This window comes from Bradyrhizobium sp. T-1 (genome assembly GCF_053592855.1).
In genome coordinates this window covers 1,733,683-1,747,429 of the sequence record NZ_CM132115.1, presented here as the reverse complement: position 1 = coordinate 1,747,429, position 13,747 = coordinate 1,733,683, and the positions used below count along the sequence as shown (strand labels likewise).

The following is a 13,747-nucleotide window of genomic DNA, read 5'->3' as shown; positions in this document are numbered from 1 at the left end:
GCCTGTTCCTTGTCATCCTTTTGAGTTTCGACGAGCGGCGAATGCCGCGACACGGCGACGTGAGTCTTCGGAGCCGCCCAGCTCGGCAATGCTCCACATCTCCAGCTCGAGTTGCGCCTCCAACGAGCTTTCGTAGCTTTCGAGCAAGAGACGGCGTGTCGCGCCGAGCGCAGCCACCGGTTCTGCCGCAAGCTTCGCCGCAATTTCAGCGCCGGCAGCAAGCAGCTGCTCGCCATCAACGATGCGCGTAACGAGACCAATTCGCTCCGCTTCGTCGCTCGGCACGCGCCGATTGGACAGGATGATCTCCTGAGCGCGCCTGAGGCCCACCACGCGTGGTAACAGCCAGCTCATTCCTCCGTCCGGGCTGAGGCCTAAGGCGGTATAGGCAGCGCAGAAGTGCGCTGAACGCGCCGCCAACGCAAAGTCACCGATCATGGCGAGGCTCATGCCGGCTCCGGCTGCAGGGCCGTTGATAAGAGTAATCAGCGGTTTACGCATGTACATGAGCCGCACGATCGCCGCGTGCAGGGTGTTCGCCAGATCCTCCAGGAAGGCCGATACGTCGGCGCCGGCTGCGGCAAATGCGCTGACGTCCCCGCCCCCGCAAAAGAGCTTGCCTCGCCCGGTCAGCACGACGCATCGGATATCATCATCGGTGTCGCAGCGTTCGGCGGCCTGCAGGAGAGCGCCAGCCATGGCGGGATCGATCGTGTTGCCGTGCTCGGGACGCGACAAGGTCACGGTTGCGATGTTGTCGGCGCAGGAGAACTCGATAGTAGTCATGAGAGGTTCTCCAGGGCACGGACAGCCAGCGCCGCCAGCTCTGGGAACGTCTTGCCGCGTTCGATCGCCTGTGTGGATGAAGCTGTACCGCGCAGCGCGCGCCCGGCGATGCCGTGCATGATCGCCGCAAGCCGGAAGAAGTTGAACGCAACGTAGAAGTGCCAGTCCGGAATCGTTTCGCGCCCAGTCGCTCGGCAGTACCTCTTGATGTATTCCGCCTCGCTCGGAATGTTGAGGGCCGCCAGGTCGGCTGCGGCAAGACCAGCAACAATGTGCGGAGGCGTGCGATACATCATCGCGTGGTAGGCGAAGTCGGCAAGGGGATGCCCCAGGGTCGAAAGCTCCCAATCGAGTACGGCAATGACTCGCGGCTCTCGGGGATGAAAGATGAGATTGTCGCAGCGAAAGTCCCCATGGACGATCGCGATCTCCTCATTTTGGGGGATTCGTTCCGGGAGCTCTTTGACGAGGCGGTCCATGTTCGCGTCGCGCCCGGCGTCCGGGTCTTCCTGATACTGACGCGACCAGCGACTGATCTGCCGCGAGAAGTAGCTGCCTGGCTTTCCATAATCGCCCAGGCCGATCGAAGCTGGGTCAATGGAGTGGAGTTGCGCGATGACGTCGCACATGGCGTAGAAATAAGAAGGGCGCTGGCCTCGGCTTACGTCAGGGAAAGTTGCATCCCAGAAGATCCGTCCCTCGACGAGCTGCATCACATAGAATTCGCTGCCGATAACCGACGTGTCGGCGCAATAGCCGTAAATGCGCGCTACCGGAAAGCCAACTTGCGATAGCGCGCCCTGTACGCGCGCCTCGCGGTCGACTGCGTGCGCGCCGGACACAAGCGACCCTGGTGGTTTCCGCCGCAGGACATAAACGCCGTCTGCTGATTGAAGGCGGTAGGTCGGATTCGACTGGCCCCCCGTGAATTTCGAGATGCTGAGAGGCCCTCGAAACCCATCGACATTGGCCGCCATCCAGCGCGCCAGGGCAGCCTCGTCAAGACGATGAGCATCAGAGGGCGCCGCCAATCCCGAGTTTGCAGATTGATCGGGAGCGCTCACGGGGTCGCCCTCTTCTGCCAGTCGCGCTTGATCTTCTTCGCGAGCGACCATTTGTGCACTTCGGTGGGACCGTCATAGATGCGAAATGCACGAACCTCACGGAACACTTGTTCGACGATGGTTTCGTTGGTGACGCCCGATCCGCCCATCACTTGGACGCAACGATCAGCAACCCGCATGAGCGCCTCGCTCACCGCGACTTTGGCCATCGAGCTCTCGTTTGTTCCGAGTGAGCCGGTATCGAGGACGCTCGCGCACCAGGAGATCATCAACTCGGCTTGTTTGAGGTCGATCAGGTTGTCTGCGAGCATGAACCCAACGCCCTCATGATCGATGAGCGTCTTGCCGAACGCCTGTCGGCGGTTGGCGTAGTTGGTTGCGATCTCGTTCGCACGAATGCAGGCGCCCAGCCAGCGCATGCAATGCGACAGCCTGGCCGGCGCAAGCCGGACTTGCGCGTACTTGAACCCCTCGCCCGGTTGTCCGAGCATTTGGTCGGCTGGAATGCGCAGATTGCGGATAGTCACGACAGCGTGCCCGCCTGGCATCGAACTATCGATCGTATTGGGCACGTGATCGATGGTTATTGCAGGATCAGGCAGATCGACGAGGAACATGCAGGCGCCCTCTTCGGCCTTTGCCATGACGATGCCGACCCTGGCACCGCGGGCACCGGTGATGAACGCCTTGCGACCATTCACAACCCACTGGTTGCCGTCCGGTCGGCAGGTCGTCTTCATCATCGAGGGATCGGATCCCGCTCCCCCCTCTTCAGCCGGCTCGGTCATGAAGAACGCGGACCGAGCACGCCCCTCGACGAGCGGTTTGAGAAAGCGCTCCTTGATCTCCGACGAGCCGATCTTGCCCAGAAGGTACATGTTGCCTTCGTCGGGAGCCGCCGTGTTGCATGCGAGCGGACCAAGCGGCGATAGGCCGGTCTTCGCCAGAACGATTGCGGTTTCCCCCTGCGAGAGGTGTGAACCGTCGGCCAGAATGTGTGGCGTCAATACGCCCGCGGCCCGTGCCAGCTCGCGCAGCTCCGTGACCAATTCGTCCTTTGGGCAATCGTGATGATCCCGCCGGGGATCGCGCTCGAACGGGACAACGACGTCCCGAACGAAGCGCTCGACGCGATCCGCGATCTCTCGAGTACGCTCGGCGCCCACCCCGCTCATTTCGGTGCCATCCGGATTGCGCCATCGAGACGGATTGTTTCACCGTTCAGCATCGGATTGGCGACGATCGACTCGACCATTTGAGCAAATTCCGACGGCTGCCCAAGCCGGCTGGGAAATGGAACCTGCTTGCCGAGCGACTTCTGCGCTTCTTCGGGAAGCGACATCAGCAGCGGGGTAAGAAAGATGCCCGGCGCGATCGTCATCACACGGATTCCGTAGCGCGCGAATTCGCGAGCGAGAGGCAGTGTCATGCCGACGATTCCGCCCTTCGACGCGGAATAGGCGGCTTGGCCGATCTGGCCATCGAATGCAGCCACGCTTGCCGTGTTGATAATGACGCCCCGCTCCTCACCGGCAGTCTCGGCCGTGTGGAGGCGGGCGGCAAACTTCGAGAGCATGTTGAAGCTGCCGATCAGATTGATGTTGATGGTCCTGGCGAAGTCTCGCAGCGGCAGCGCCTTGCCGTCTCGACCGATCGCCTTGCCGGGCGGTCCGAGTCCGGCACAATTGACCAGGATGCGCGCCTTACCTTGCACGCGCTCTGCTGACTCCAGAGCCTGTTCGACGCCATCTTCGTCAGTCACATCGACCTTGATGAAGTGCCCACCGATGCTCTTGGCGTGCGCCTCGCCCAACTCAGCATTGAGGTCCAGGATGGTGACCTTGGCGCCCGCAACCCCCAGTCGCTCCGCTGTCGCGCCACCGAGGCCAGACGCACCGCCGGTCACAATCGCGGCTGTTCCGTTGATTTGCATGATGCTTCCTTGTTTTTCCGATTTCAGATCTCGATGGCCATCGCCGTCGCTTCGCCGCCGCCGATACAGAGGCTGGCCACGCCGCGCTTGAGTCCGCGCGCCTTGAGCGCGGCGAGCAAGGTGACGATAATCCGCGCGCCGCTCGCGCCGATGGGGTGGCCGAGGGCGGTCGCACCACCGTTGACGTTGAGCTTCTCGGCCGGAATATCGAGCTCCCGTGCAGCGATCATCGCCACCACGGCAAAGGCCTCGTTGATCTCGTAGAGATCAACGTCCGAAGCAGACCAGCGGGCCTTGGCGAGAACCTTCTGGATTGCAGGAACGGGAGCGGTTGTGAACAGAGCCGGCGCGTGGGCGTGGGCAGCATGGGCCCGGATCGTCGCGACAATCGGCAGGCCCAATCGCTCGGCGACGCTGCGCCGGGTCATGACCAGGGCGGCGGCTCCATCGGAAATCGACGATGCGTTGGCAGGGGTGATCGTGCCGTCAGGAGCAAATGCCGGCTTGAGGAGCGGTATCTTCTCCGGCTTGGCCTTTCCGGGCTGCTCATCGGTATCAACCACCAATCCCGCCTTGGGTGCCGGCGGCAGTGCCACGATCTCATCGGCGAATGCTCCGCCTGAAATGGCGACCTTGGCCCGGTCCAGGGACCGGAGCGCATATTCGTCCTGAGCGCTGCGACTGAATTGAAATTCGCGCGCGGCATCTTCCGCAAACGCGCCCATTGCCTTGCCAGGAGCGTACGCGTCCTCCAATCCATCCATCATCATCGTGTCGACGATGCGGTCGTGCCCGATGCGCGCGCCACCGCGATGCTTGGGCAGGGCATACGGAGCGTTCGTCATGCTTTCCATGCCGCCCGCAACGACGACGTCGGCGGATCCCACTGCAATTGCATCGTGAGCCAGGATCGCGGCCTGCATCCCCGAGCCGCACATTTTATTGACGGTGGTTGCCTGAGCACTCAGCGGCAAGCCCGCCCCGAGCGCGGCTTGTCGAGCAGGCGCCTGCCCAAGGGCGGCTGGCAGCACACACCCCATGAGAACCTGATCTATCTTTTCGGTCGCGACGCCGGCCCGTTCGACCGCCGCCTTTACCGCTGCAGCGCCTAGCTCGGTGGCCTTGAAGCGAGCAAGCGATCCCTGAAACGACCCGATGGGCGTTCGTGCGTAGCCCGCGATGACGACTGGATCGGACATGGAGGCGCCTCCGGATATCTCGGTGCTAGTCACGTGCTGCCGCAGCTTTCGCGAGGTCACGCGCAATAACCATTCTCTGGATATCCGATGTGCCTTCATAGATCTGGCAGACACGGACATCGCGATAGATTTTGGCGATGGCAAAATCTTCCAGGTAGCCGTAGCCACCAAAGGTCTGCAGCGCACCGGAGACCACTGCCTCGGCTGTTTCTGAGGCCACGAGCTTGGCCATCGACGCTTCTTTTAGACACGGCAGAGCCGCGTCCTTCATCGCAGCAGCATGCAACACGAGCTGATGAGCGGCCTCAAGCCTTGCAGCAAGATCCGCAAGACGAAACCCGACAGCCTGATGAGAGATGATCGGGGCTCCGAAGCTCTTGCGCTCGCCGGCGTACCTCACCGCCGCATCGAGAGCGGCCTGCGCCATCCCCACGCATTGAGCCGCAATACCGATGCGGCCAGCCTCAAGATTGGAAAGTGCGATTGAGTAGCCCGCACCTTCAGAACCAAGCCGCATTCCCTCTTCGACGAAAACGTCATCGAATCGAATGGCACAAGTATCGGATGCTGCCTGCCCAAGCTTGTGTTCGATTCTCTCGACGCCGTAACCAGGACTGTTGGTGCGAACGAGGAAAGCCGAGATGCCGCGCTTGCCCGCGGCGGGATCGGTTACGGCGAACACGATCGCAAGACCGGCAGTTCTCCCCGACGAAATGAACTGCTTGGCTCCGTTTAGCTTGTACCCACCGTCTGCGCGAACAGCACGCGTCCTCAACGCCGATGCATCCGAGCCCGCTTCCGCTTCTGTTAGCGCGAACGCGCCAATCATTTGCCCGCCGATGAGCGAGGGCAGGAATTTCGCTTGCTGCTCCGGCGTACCATCCTTCAACAGACCTGATACGATTAGGCTGTTTTGAATGCTCAGTATCGTAGAGAGCGCGCCGTCCGCTGCGGCGATCTCGATGAGTGAAGCCGCATAGGATACGTAATCCGCACCGGCTCCGCCGACGGCTTCGGGAGCGGTCATTCCCATCAGCCCCAGACTCGCGAGCTCCTCAAAAAGCTCTGAAGGATATCCCTTGGCTTCTTCGTACGCGCGCGCGTGAGGGGCAATGCGCTCCTGGGCGAACTTGCGCACCTCGTCACGGATAGCAGCTTGCGTCTCATTCAGGATCACGCCGCAGACCCCACCGTATATTCGTCAATGCCGGGAAGAGAGCAAACGACCGCAGGGACGCGGGGATTAAGAGAACGATGCAATGAAGACGTTGCTTTCATTGGCTCTTTTGCCGAGTTGCTCGGCTCCTCCCCTGTTGAATTTCCGCGCTTCTGGACCGGCGCCAAAAAGTGATATTGACGTCATATTACTGGCAGTCGCCGCCGTCAAGGCTTCGCGTTACTGCCGCAAGTCACTTTCCGGCAATGAGCGCTCGACCGCTGCTGGCAGCCTCTGCCCGCCAAGCACAACGCGCCTCGTTGCCAGCAGCTCGCGGGGGCGTATTTGATGGTCGACCGCGTCCCCAGCGACCGGATCAATCGATGACGATAGGCGGCAACCCTGTGCGGTTACGTTGCCTTATTCGCGCATTGCTCTCGTGCACGGGTCAATTGTCAGTCGGCAGGCAACCAACTTACTACCGTCAAAAACTTCCGGGGAAGAAGCGCAGACCGGACAACGGCACTCGCCTATTTCGCCTGGCTGTGACGATAATTCGAGGCGACGAAATCCAGAACAAACGACATCGCTCGTTTCATGTCACACCGGTCCAGACCGAGATGTCATAACTTTCGAAACGCCGAGTGCGGCCAAACGAGGTGACCTTTGGTGCTGCCGTCAGATGCCGTTAAGCGCAGGACACTAATTTGGAGCAGCGTGAACTTCGCTGGGCGCGCCGAACACGCCCCGATACCAGATCTTCCCGCAATGTGAGCCTATATGCTCAATCTCGGCTTCGCTCGGATCATTCGCGGCGAGATCAAGCTTCATGTAGGAAACTTGCTCCATCGTAGCTCCGAGCACTTCGGCAGCCATCTCTGGATCAAGCTCACGACTTAGTTCGCCCAATCCTTGAAGGCGCGTCAACCAAGTGGAGGTGCGCCTTACGAAGCGACTACGTTCCGTGACATAGAGAGACAGAAATGTCGCTTTCTCGCCGCGAGCTGCCGCCTCGCGCATCACGCGCAATAGCTTGCGGTGTCGAGCGTAGATCTTGAGGTAGGCGATCGTATTCTCAACGAACTCCGCCTCGGTTGCCTTGAGCGAGCGGCCAATTCGGCGCTTGCTCGCAACGTAGATCTCGTCGACCAAAGGCCGCAATACGGCCAGCAAGATCTCGTCCTTGTTTCGAAAGTGCCGATAGAAATTGCCATAGGAGGTGCGAGCAATCTTGACGATGTCCTCGACCCGAGTGGCCTCGTATCCTTTGCGTGCGAATACACGTGCCGAGGCGTTGAGCAGCCGCTGACGCATCGCCGCCCCCTTTGCCGTTGCAGGGGCTAAGGGCTCCAAAGCAGAATCATCGGTCTCCAGCATTTGCCATCCATAGCATTGCAGCAGCTTGACCACCAGCGCACAATCAGTAATGTGACATCAATATCATTTCTTGCACAAGCTCGAACTTCAAGCAAATCAAAGGGTGGGAAGGCGCGGAGGGCGTTAGCCGCCTGACCAAATCAGTGACAAAAGGCATTGGCGCGAGGGAGGGTCCGGCTCACGGGTGATCAATTCGATGATCCCGAACCTCACCAGCCGATTTCGTTCGAAACCAAGACCGCCACTTCGTCGGAAGGGCGACATCCAGGGAGTGCTTATGTATCCGGGGATTCATGCGCTTACAAATCCGGACCGCCCTGCTCTCATCATGACGGCAACCGGCGAGGTCGTGACCTATGCCGAACTCGAGGATCGGTCACGGCGGGTTGCGAACTGGCTCTTTGACGCGGGTCTGCGGCCTGGCGATGTCGTGGGTGTCCTCTCCGACAACAGCCCCTGGATCTTCGATATCTACTGGGCCACTCAGCGTTCGGGTCTGTACCTGATGCCGATAAACTATCGGCTGAGCCCGGATGAAGTCGACTACATGCTCGCCAATTCCGGTGCCGCGGCGTTGTTCGTAGGCCGAGGCGGCGCCGAGACGGCATCGAAACTTGGCGGACATGGCCAGCTCAAGCGTCGCGTCAGCCTCGAAGGGGACTTGGCAGGTTACGAGTCGTACCAGCAGATCCTCAAAGCTGCTCGCACCACCTTGCCATCTTCGCAGCCTCGTGGCGCCGACATGCTTTACTCCTCCGGCACAACGGGCAGGCCCAAAGGCGTAAAGCATGCGTTGCCGGAGCGACAGGTTTCCGAGCCGGGCGACACCATGGCGCAGATGTTTTCGTCGAACTTCGGCTTCAATGACAAAACCATCTACCTGTCTCCCGCCCCCCTGTATCATGCCGCGCCGCTCCGAACCTGCGCGACCGTCCAGGCGCTGGGTGGCACGGCTCTCGTCATGGACAAGTTCGACGCCGAAGCGGCTTTGGCCGCTATCCAACACTATAAGGTGACTCATAGTCAGTGGGTTCCAACCATGTTTGTCAGGATGCTCAAACTCCCTGAATCAATCCGTAACCGATATGACGTCAGCAGTTTGCAAATCGCCATTCACGCCGCCGCACCGTGTCCGGTTGAAGTCAAACGAGAGATGATGACGTGGTGGGGGCCAGTCCTATGGGAGTATTACTCCGCCACCGAAATGAACGGGATGACCGTGATTGGACCAGAGGAGTGGCTGAGAAAGCCCGGCTCTGTCGGCCGCACGGTTCTTGGAACAATCCATATCTGCGACGAGGAAGGCAATGAACTTCCGATGGGGCAGACGGGCGTCATCTATTTCGAACGCGACAGGTTGCCGTTCGTCTACCATGACGAGCCGGAAAAGACGCGAGCCGCTCAACATCCTGCGCATGCTTTCTGGACAACGGTCGGTGATATCGGACACGTCGATGCGGATGGCTATCTTTTCTTGACTGACCGCAAGGCGTTCATGATCATCTCCGGCGGAGTGAACATCTACCCTCAAGAGATCGAGAACGTCCTGGTCGTTCATCCCGCTATCGCAGACGTGGCCGTGATCGGTGTTCCGGATCCAGAAATGGGCGAACAAGTGAAGGCGATAGTGCAACTCATGCCTGGCCTCGGAGGGAGCGATAACCTGGCGCAAGAGATCATCGCATTCGTGAAGGCTCGTGTTGCCGGCTACAAGGCACCCCGCACAGTCGACTTTGTGCATGAAGTCCCGCGTTCGCAGACGGGCAAGCTTATGAAGCAGGAGTTGCGCAAACGATATTGGCCGCAGATGACAGGCTAACGCCCGCTGCCGGGGCAACCGAGGCGACACGCGACGGATAGGCCGCGCGAGGGACTGCGTCAGCGCCGCTAGACGGCGCCTCTCCAACGATCCGTCGTGGCAGGACCACTGGTGGGACCGACCCGCTCCGTCTCAGCATCTACGATGACCGACTCTTCCCTTCGCGGGATGAGGTCTCGCCTTCGCCAATTCATTGCGTCGAAGGCACAATTCTTCGATCTTCGCCAGCATTCTGCTTACAGTTGCCTCCGCCGAGTTGACGCGTATTCCAGCACGTTGGAGACGGGCAATCTCTCGGCGATGGCGCCCAACCTGAACGCGCATGCGATCTATTTCGTGACGGATCAATTCAAGAGTTGGCATGCTTCAAGCTCGGCTACGCCGCCGCCTCGCTGTGCCCGAGCCGGGCATTCAGCTTGCGGATCAGCTCTTCGGCAGCGTCCGCGATCACCGTGCCGGGCGGGAAGATGGCCTCGGCGCCGGCCGCACAGAGCGCATCGTAATCCTGCGGCGGCACCACGCCGCCGACGATGATCATGATGTCCTCGCGGCCCTGCTTCTTCAGTGCGGCCTTCAGCTCCGGCACGGCGGTGAGATGCGCGGCGGCGAGCGAGGAGACGCCGAGAATGTGGACGTCGTTCTCGACCGCCTGTCGCGCCGCCTCGTCGGCGGTGGCAAACAGCGGTCCGATGTCGACATCGAAGCCGATATCGGCAAAGGCAGACGCAATCACCTTCTGGCCGCGGTCGTGGCCGTCCTGGCCGATCTTGGCGACCAGGATGCGCGGACGGCGGCCCTCGGCCTCCTCGAAGGCGTCGATCAGCGCCTGAACCTTCTCGACCTGGTTGCCCATGCTGGACGCCTCCCGCTTGTAGACGCCGGTGATGGATTTGATCTCGGCGCGGTGGCGGCCGAACGCTTTCTCCATTGCATCAGAGATTTCGCCAACGGTCGCCTTGGCGCGCGCGGCGTCGATCGCGAGCGCGAGCAGATTGCCGTTGCCTTCGCCGGCCGAGCGCGTCAGCGCGGCGAGCGCGGCGTCGACGTCCTTCTGATTGCGCTCGGATTTGAGCCGCGTCAGCTTGTCGATCTGCAGCCGGCGCACATTGGTGTTGTCGACCTTGAGGATGTCGATCGGCGTCTCGTCGGTCGGCTTGTACTTGTTGACGCCGATCACGGCCTGCTTGCCGGCATCGATGCGGGCTTGCGTCTTGGCCGAGGCCTCCTCGATGCGCAGCTTGGGTACGCCGGCTTCGATGGCTTTCGCCATGCCGCCGAGTTCCTCGACTTCCTGGATGTGGCCCCACGCCTTCGCGGCGAGGTCGCGCGTCAGCCGCTCGACATAGTAGGAGCCGCCCCAGGGATCGATGATGCGGGTGGTGCCGCTCTCCTGCTGCAGGAATAGCTGGGTGTTGCGGGCAATGCGGGCCGAGAAATCGGTCGGCAGCGCCAGCGCCTCGTCGAGTGCGTTGGTGTGCAGCGACTGGGTGTGGCCTTGCGTCGCCGCCATCGCCTCGACGGTGGTGCGCATCACGTTGTTGAACACGTCCTGCGCGGTCAGCGACCAGCCCGAGGTCTGAGAATGCGTGCGCAGCGAGAGCGATCGCGGATCTTTTGGATTGAACGGCTTCAGGAGCTTCGCCCAGAGCAGTCGCGCGGCGCGCAGCTTGGCGACTTCCATGAAGAAGTTCATGCCAATCGCCCAGAAGAACGACAGCCGCGGTGCGAAGCGGTCGACGTCGAGACCCGCAGCAAGTCCGGCGCGCAAGTATTCGACGCCGTCGGCGAGCGTATAGGCAAGCTCGAGATCCTGCGTCGCGCCGGCCTCCTGCATGTGATAGCCGGAGATCGAGATCGAATTATATTTTGGCATCTTTTGCGACGTGTAGGCGAAGATGTCCGAGATGATCCGCATCGAGGGCGCAGGCGGATAGATATAGGTGTTGCGCACCATGAACTCTTTCAGGATGTCGTTCTGAATCGTCCCTGAGAGCTTCTCCGGCGGAACGCCTTGTTCCTCGGCGGCCGCAACGTAGAGCGCGAGGATCGGCAGCACCGCGCCGTTCATAGTCATGGACACGCTCATCTGGTCGAGCGGAATGCCAGCAAACAGCGTGCGCATGTCGTAGATGGAATCGATGGCGACGCCCGCCATGCCGACGTCACCGCCGACGCGCGGATGATCGCTGTCATAGCCGCGATGGGTGGCGAGGTCGAAGGCGACCGAGAGGCCCTTCTGTCCGGCCGCGAGGTTGCGACGATAGAAGGCGTTGGAATCCTCCGCCGTGGAGAAGCCGGCATATTGCCTGATAGTCCAGGGCTGGTTGACATACATGGTCGGGTAGGGGCCACGCAGGAACGGCGCGATACCCGGATAGGCCTCGAGGAAATCGAGCCCGGCCACATCGGCCTCGCCATAAGCGGGCTTCACCGGAATGCCCTCGGGCGTCAGCCAGGGCTCGGCGCTGCCCGACGGCGCGGCGATTGCGGTTCGCTCGAAGGCGACGTCGGCGAAATTGGGAATGCGGGTCATGTCACGTCCATCCGTCGATACGCATCGTCCAGCGTGGCAAGCGCATCGCCGCTGGCGAAGACAAAACCCGTAACACCGGCGGCCCGCAGCGCCGCCTCTGCATCGGTCGGACGGCCTGCCAGATAGACCGCTCGCGCACTTGCGGTTTGCAGGGCCTTCGCCGCAGCTTGTGCCTGACCAGCGTAGACCTTGTCGCTGGAACAAAGGCAGGCGAGCTCCGCGCCGGACGCCTTGAAGGCGTCGGCCAGCTTGGCCGGATCGACAAAGCCCTCGCTGTCGACGGCCAGAATGCCGCCGGCCTCGAAAAAGCTTTTGGCAAAGGTCGCGCGCGCCATGAAATCGACGGGCGTCCCGAGATTGGCCAAAAACACCTTTGGCCGGTTGCCGTCCGCCATCAGCTTCGTATCCGATTTATCGCGCAGCTGCTCGAACGATACGGCCAGACGCATCGGCGAAAGGGAAGCGAACCTGAACTTCTCCGCGCCGTAGGGGGCGAGCGCGATCGGCTTGGCCTCGAGCACCTCGACGTCGAGCTCGTGCAGGTTCGGAAACTCGCTTGAGCCGGTCAGCACGTCGCGCCGCCTTGCAATATTGGCCTCACGCGCCTTGCGCGTCGCCGCGACCTTGCCCTGAAATAATCCCTGTTGGAGCGCTGCGAACGCGCCGCCCGCCTCCTCCGTCTCCTGGAACAGTGCCCAGGCAGCGTCACAGAGCTCTGACGTCAGCGTCTCGACGCCGCCCGCGCCGGCCGCGGGATCAGAGACCTTGGCGAGATTGCTCTCCTCGAGCAGCAGAAGCTGCGTGTTGCGCGCCACGCGGCGCGCGAACCGATCGGGCAATCCGAGCGCCAGCGTGTGCGGCAGCACGGTGATCGCGTTGGCCCCGGCAAGCCCGGCGGCGAATGTCGCCATGGTGGCGCGCAGCATGTTCACGTAGGGGTCGCGCTGGGTCAGCATGCGCCAGGCGGTGTCGGCGGCGATGAACAGCGGCTTGGGCGTGAGGCCGCAAGCCTGCTCGATGCGCGCCCACAGCAGCCGCAGCGCGCGGAATTTCGCCATGGTCAGGAACTGGTCGGCGTCCGCGGAGAGCCGCGCATAAACCATGGCCTGCGCCTGCTCGAGCGGAACGCCGGCTTCTTCGATGGCGCGCAGATAGGCGACGCCGCAGGCGAGCACGAAGGCGAGCTCCTGCACCTCCGAGCCGCCGGCATCATGGATCACGCGTCCATCCGCCGAAGCAAACGGCCCCTTGAAGCCGAGCCCAGCCAGCCCCTTGATCCCGCTCGTCACGGCGACCTTGATCTCGTCCCACGTGTATGGGCTGTGGCCCCACACCGCGCCGGCCGCGAGCGGATCGAGGCCGAAGCGGATGTTGCAAGCCGCCGGATCGATGCCCATCGTCTTGACGTACTCCGCGACGTGGATCGCGGCCATCCGCGATTGCGGGCCGACCTGCAGCTCGATGGCAATGCCGGCATCGACATGGACATCCTTCAATACCTTCGCGACCGCATCGGCGGAAGGCTCAAGACCGAACCCGTGAGCGCCGCTGCCGGCCGCGAACACCAACGCAAGCCCCGTTGCGCCATTCTCGAGATCGGTCAGCGCCTGCGCATTCGCGAGTGCCACATCGGGATGATCGATCCGCTGCATGATCTGCCACGGCGCGGCTGGCGGCCGCCCCACCACGGGCGCAGTATCCTTGGCGCGCTGATAAAGCGGCTCGATCTTCAGGCCGTCATAGGTCTTGCCGACCAGCTTCTCGAATGGCGCCCCCTTCAGCACGCCGTCGACCAGCTTACGCCAATCCGCAAGCTGCCCCTCGGGAAGCTCAGCAGCCTGCGGCACGTCATCCCGCGTCACGTTCTCACCCTCCTCACA

10 protein-coding genes are annotated in these 13,747 nt (G+C 61.9%); 1 reads left to right on the top strand and 9 read right to left on the bottom strand.

Going from position 1 to position 13,747, the window contains the following annotated elements; all coding sequences use genetic code 11:
* Positions 1 to 12: 12 nt before the first annotated feature.
* The 7 genes from ACWAT4_RS08460 to ACWAT4_RS08430 form a co-directional block, all read right to left on the bottom strand.
* Positions 13 to 786 (bottom strand): enoyl-CoA hydratase/isomerase family protein, encoded by a 774-nt coding sequence (locus ACWAT4_RS08460; protein WP_212428579.1) that lies wholly within the window; start codon positions 784 to 786, stop codon positions 13 to 15.
* Entirely contained in the window at positions 783 to 1,763 is a 981-nt protein-coding gene (locus ACWAT4_RS08455; protein ID WP_449731184.1) for a phosphotransferase family protein, read from the bottom strand. Before ACWAT4_RS08455 ends, ACWAT4_RS08460 begins: the two co-directional genes overlap by 4 nt.
* Before the next feature lie 83 nt (positions 1,764 to 1,846).
* Positions 1,847 to 3,025 (bottom strand): acyl-CoA dehydrogenase family protein, encoded by a 1,179-nt coding sequence (locus tag ACWAT4_RS08450; protein ID WP_449730334.1) that lies wholly within the window; start codon positions 3,023 to 3,025, stop codon positions 1,847 to 1,849.
* Positions 3,022 to 3,783: an SDR family NAD(P)-dependent oxidoreductase gene (locus ACWAT4_RS08445; RefSeq protein ID WP_449730333.1), complete on the bottom strand. Its 762-nt coding sequence runs from the start codon at positions 3,781 to 3,783 to the stop codon at positions 3,022 to 3,024. The genes ACWAT4_RS08450 and ACWAT4_RS08445 overlap by 4 nt, the downstream gene beginning before the upstream one ends.
* A 23-nt stretch (positions 3,784 to 3,806) precedes the next feature.
* Positions 3,807 to 4,982: an acetyl-CoA C-acyltransferase gene (locus ACWAT4_RS08440; RefSeq protein WP_449730332.1), complete on the bottom strand. Its 1,176-nt coding sequence runs from the start codon at positions 4,980 to 4,982 to the stop codon at positions 3,807 to 3,809.
* 25 nt (positions 4,983 to 5,007) lie between these two features.
* The gene (locus tag ACWAT4_RS08435; protein WP_449730331.1) at positions 5,008 to 6,159 is read right to left on the bottom strand and encodes an acyl-CoA dehydrogenase family protein; all 1,152 of its coding nucleotides are present in this window, start codon (positions 6,157 to 6,159) and stop codon (positions 5,008 to 5,010) included.
* A 681-nt stretch (positions 6,160 to 6,840) separates the two neighbouring features.
* Positions 6,841 to 7,515 (bottom strand): TetR/AcrR family transcriptional regulator, encoded by a 675-nt coding sequence (locus ACWAT4_RS08430; protein ID WP_212428573.1) that lies wholly within the window; start codon positions 7,513 to 7,515, stop codon positions 6,841 to 6,843.
* Positions 7,516 to 7,792: 277 nt separating this feature from the next.
* On the opposite strand from ACWAT4_RS08430, the gene ACWAT4_RS08425 reads away from it, so the two are divergent.
* Positions 7,793 to 9,334, top strand: a complete 1,542-nt coding sequence (locus ACWAT4_RS08425; RefSeq protein WP_449730330.1) for an acyl-CoA synthetase — start codon at positions 7,793 to 7,795, stop codon at positions 9,332 to 9,334.
* Between the two features lie 376 nt (positions 9,335 to 9,710).
* On the opposite strand, the gene scpA is transcribed toward ACWAT4_RS08425, so the two are convergent.
* Both scpA and ACWAT4_RS08415 read right to left on the bottom strand, forming a co-directional pair.
* A complete protein-coding gene (scpA, locus tag ACWAT4_RS08420) occupies positions 9,711 to 11,867 on the bottom strand; it encodes a methylmalonyl-CoA mutase (protein WP_449730329.1) in 2,157 nt (718 codons plus the stop codon).
* A complete protein-coding gene (locus tag ACWAT4_RS08415) occupies positions 11,864 to 13,729 on the bottom strand; it encodes a methylmalonyl-CoA mutase family protein (RefSeq protein WP_449730328.1) in 1,866 nt (621 codons plus the stop codon). Before ACWAT4_RS08415 ends, scpA begins: the two co-directional genes overlap by 4 nt.
* Positions 13,730 to 13,747 lie beyond the last annotated feature (18 nt).

Coding starts and splice junctions, on each gene's coding strand:
- ACWAT4_RS08430 (WP_212428573.1), bottom strand. CDS start 7,515: ATGCTGGAGACCGATGATTCTGCTTTGGAGCCCTTAGCCCCTGCAACG.
- ACWAT4_RS08425 (WP_449730330.1), top strand. CDS start 7,793: ATGTATCCGGGGATTCATGCGCTTACAAATCCGGACCGCCCTGCTCTC.
- ACWAT4_RS08450 (WP_449730334.1), bottom strand. CDS start 3,025: ATGAGCGGGGTGGGCGCCGAGCGTACTCGAGAGATCGCGGATCGCGTC.
- ACWAT4_RS08455 (WP_449731184.1), bottom strand. CDS start 1,763: ATGGCGGCCAATGTCGATGGGTTTCGAGGGCCTCTCAGCATCTCGAAA.
- ACWAT4_RS08460 (WP_212428579.1), bottom strand. CDS start 786: ATGACTACTATCGAGTTCTCCTGCGCCGACAACATCGCAACCGTGACC.
- ACWAT4_RS08440 (WP_449730332.1), bottom strand. CDS start 4,982: ATGTCCGATCCAGTCGTCATCGCGGGCTACGCACGAACGCCCATCGGG.
- scpA (WP_449730329.1), bottom strand. CDS start 11,867: ATGACCCGCATTCCCAATTTCGCCGACGTCGCCTTCGAGCGAACCGCA.
- ACWAT4_RS08445 (WP_449730333.1), bottom strand. CDS start 3,783: ATGCAAATCAACGGAACAGCCGCGATTGTGACCGGCGGTGCGTCTGGC.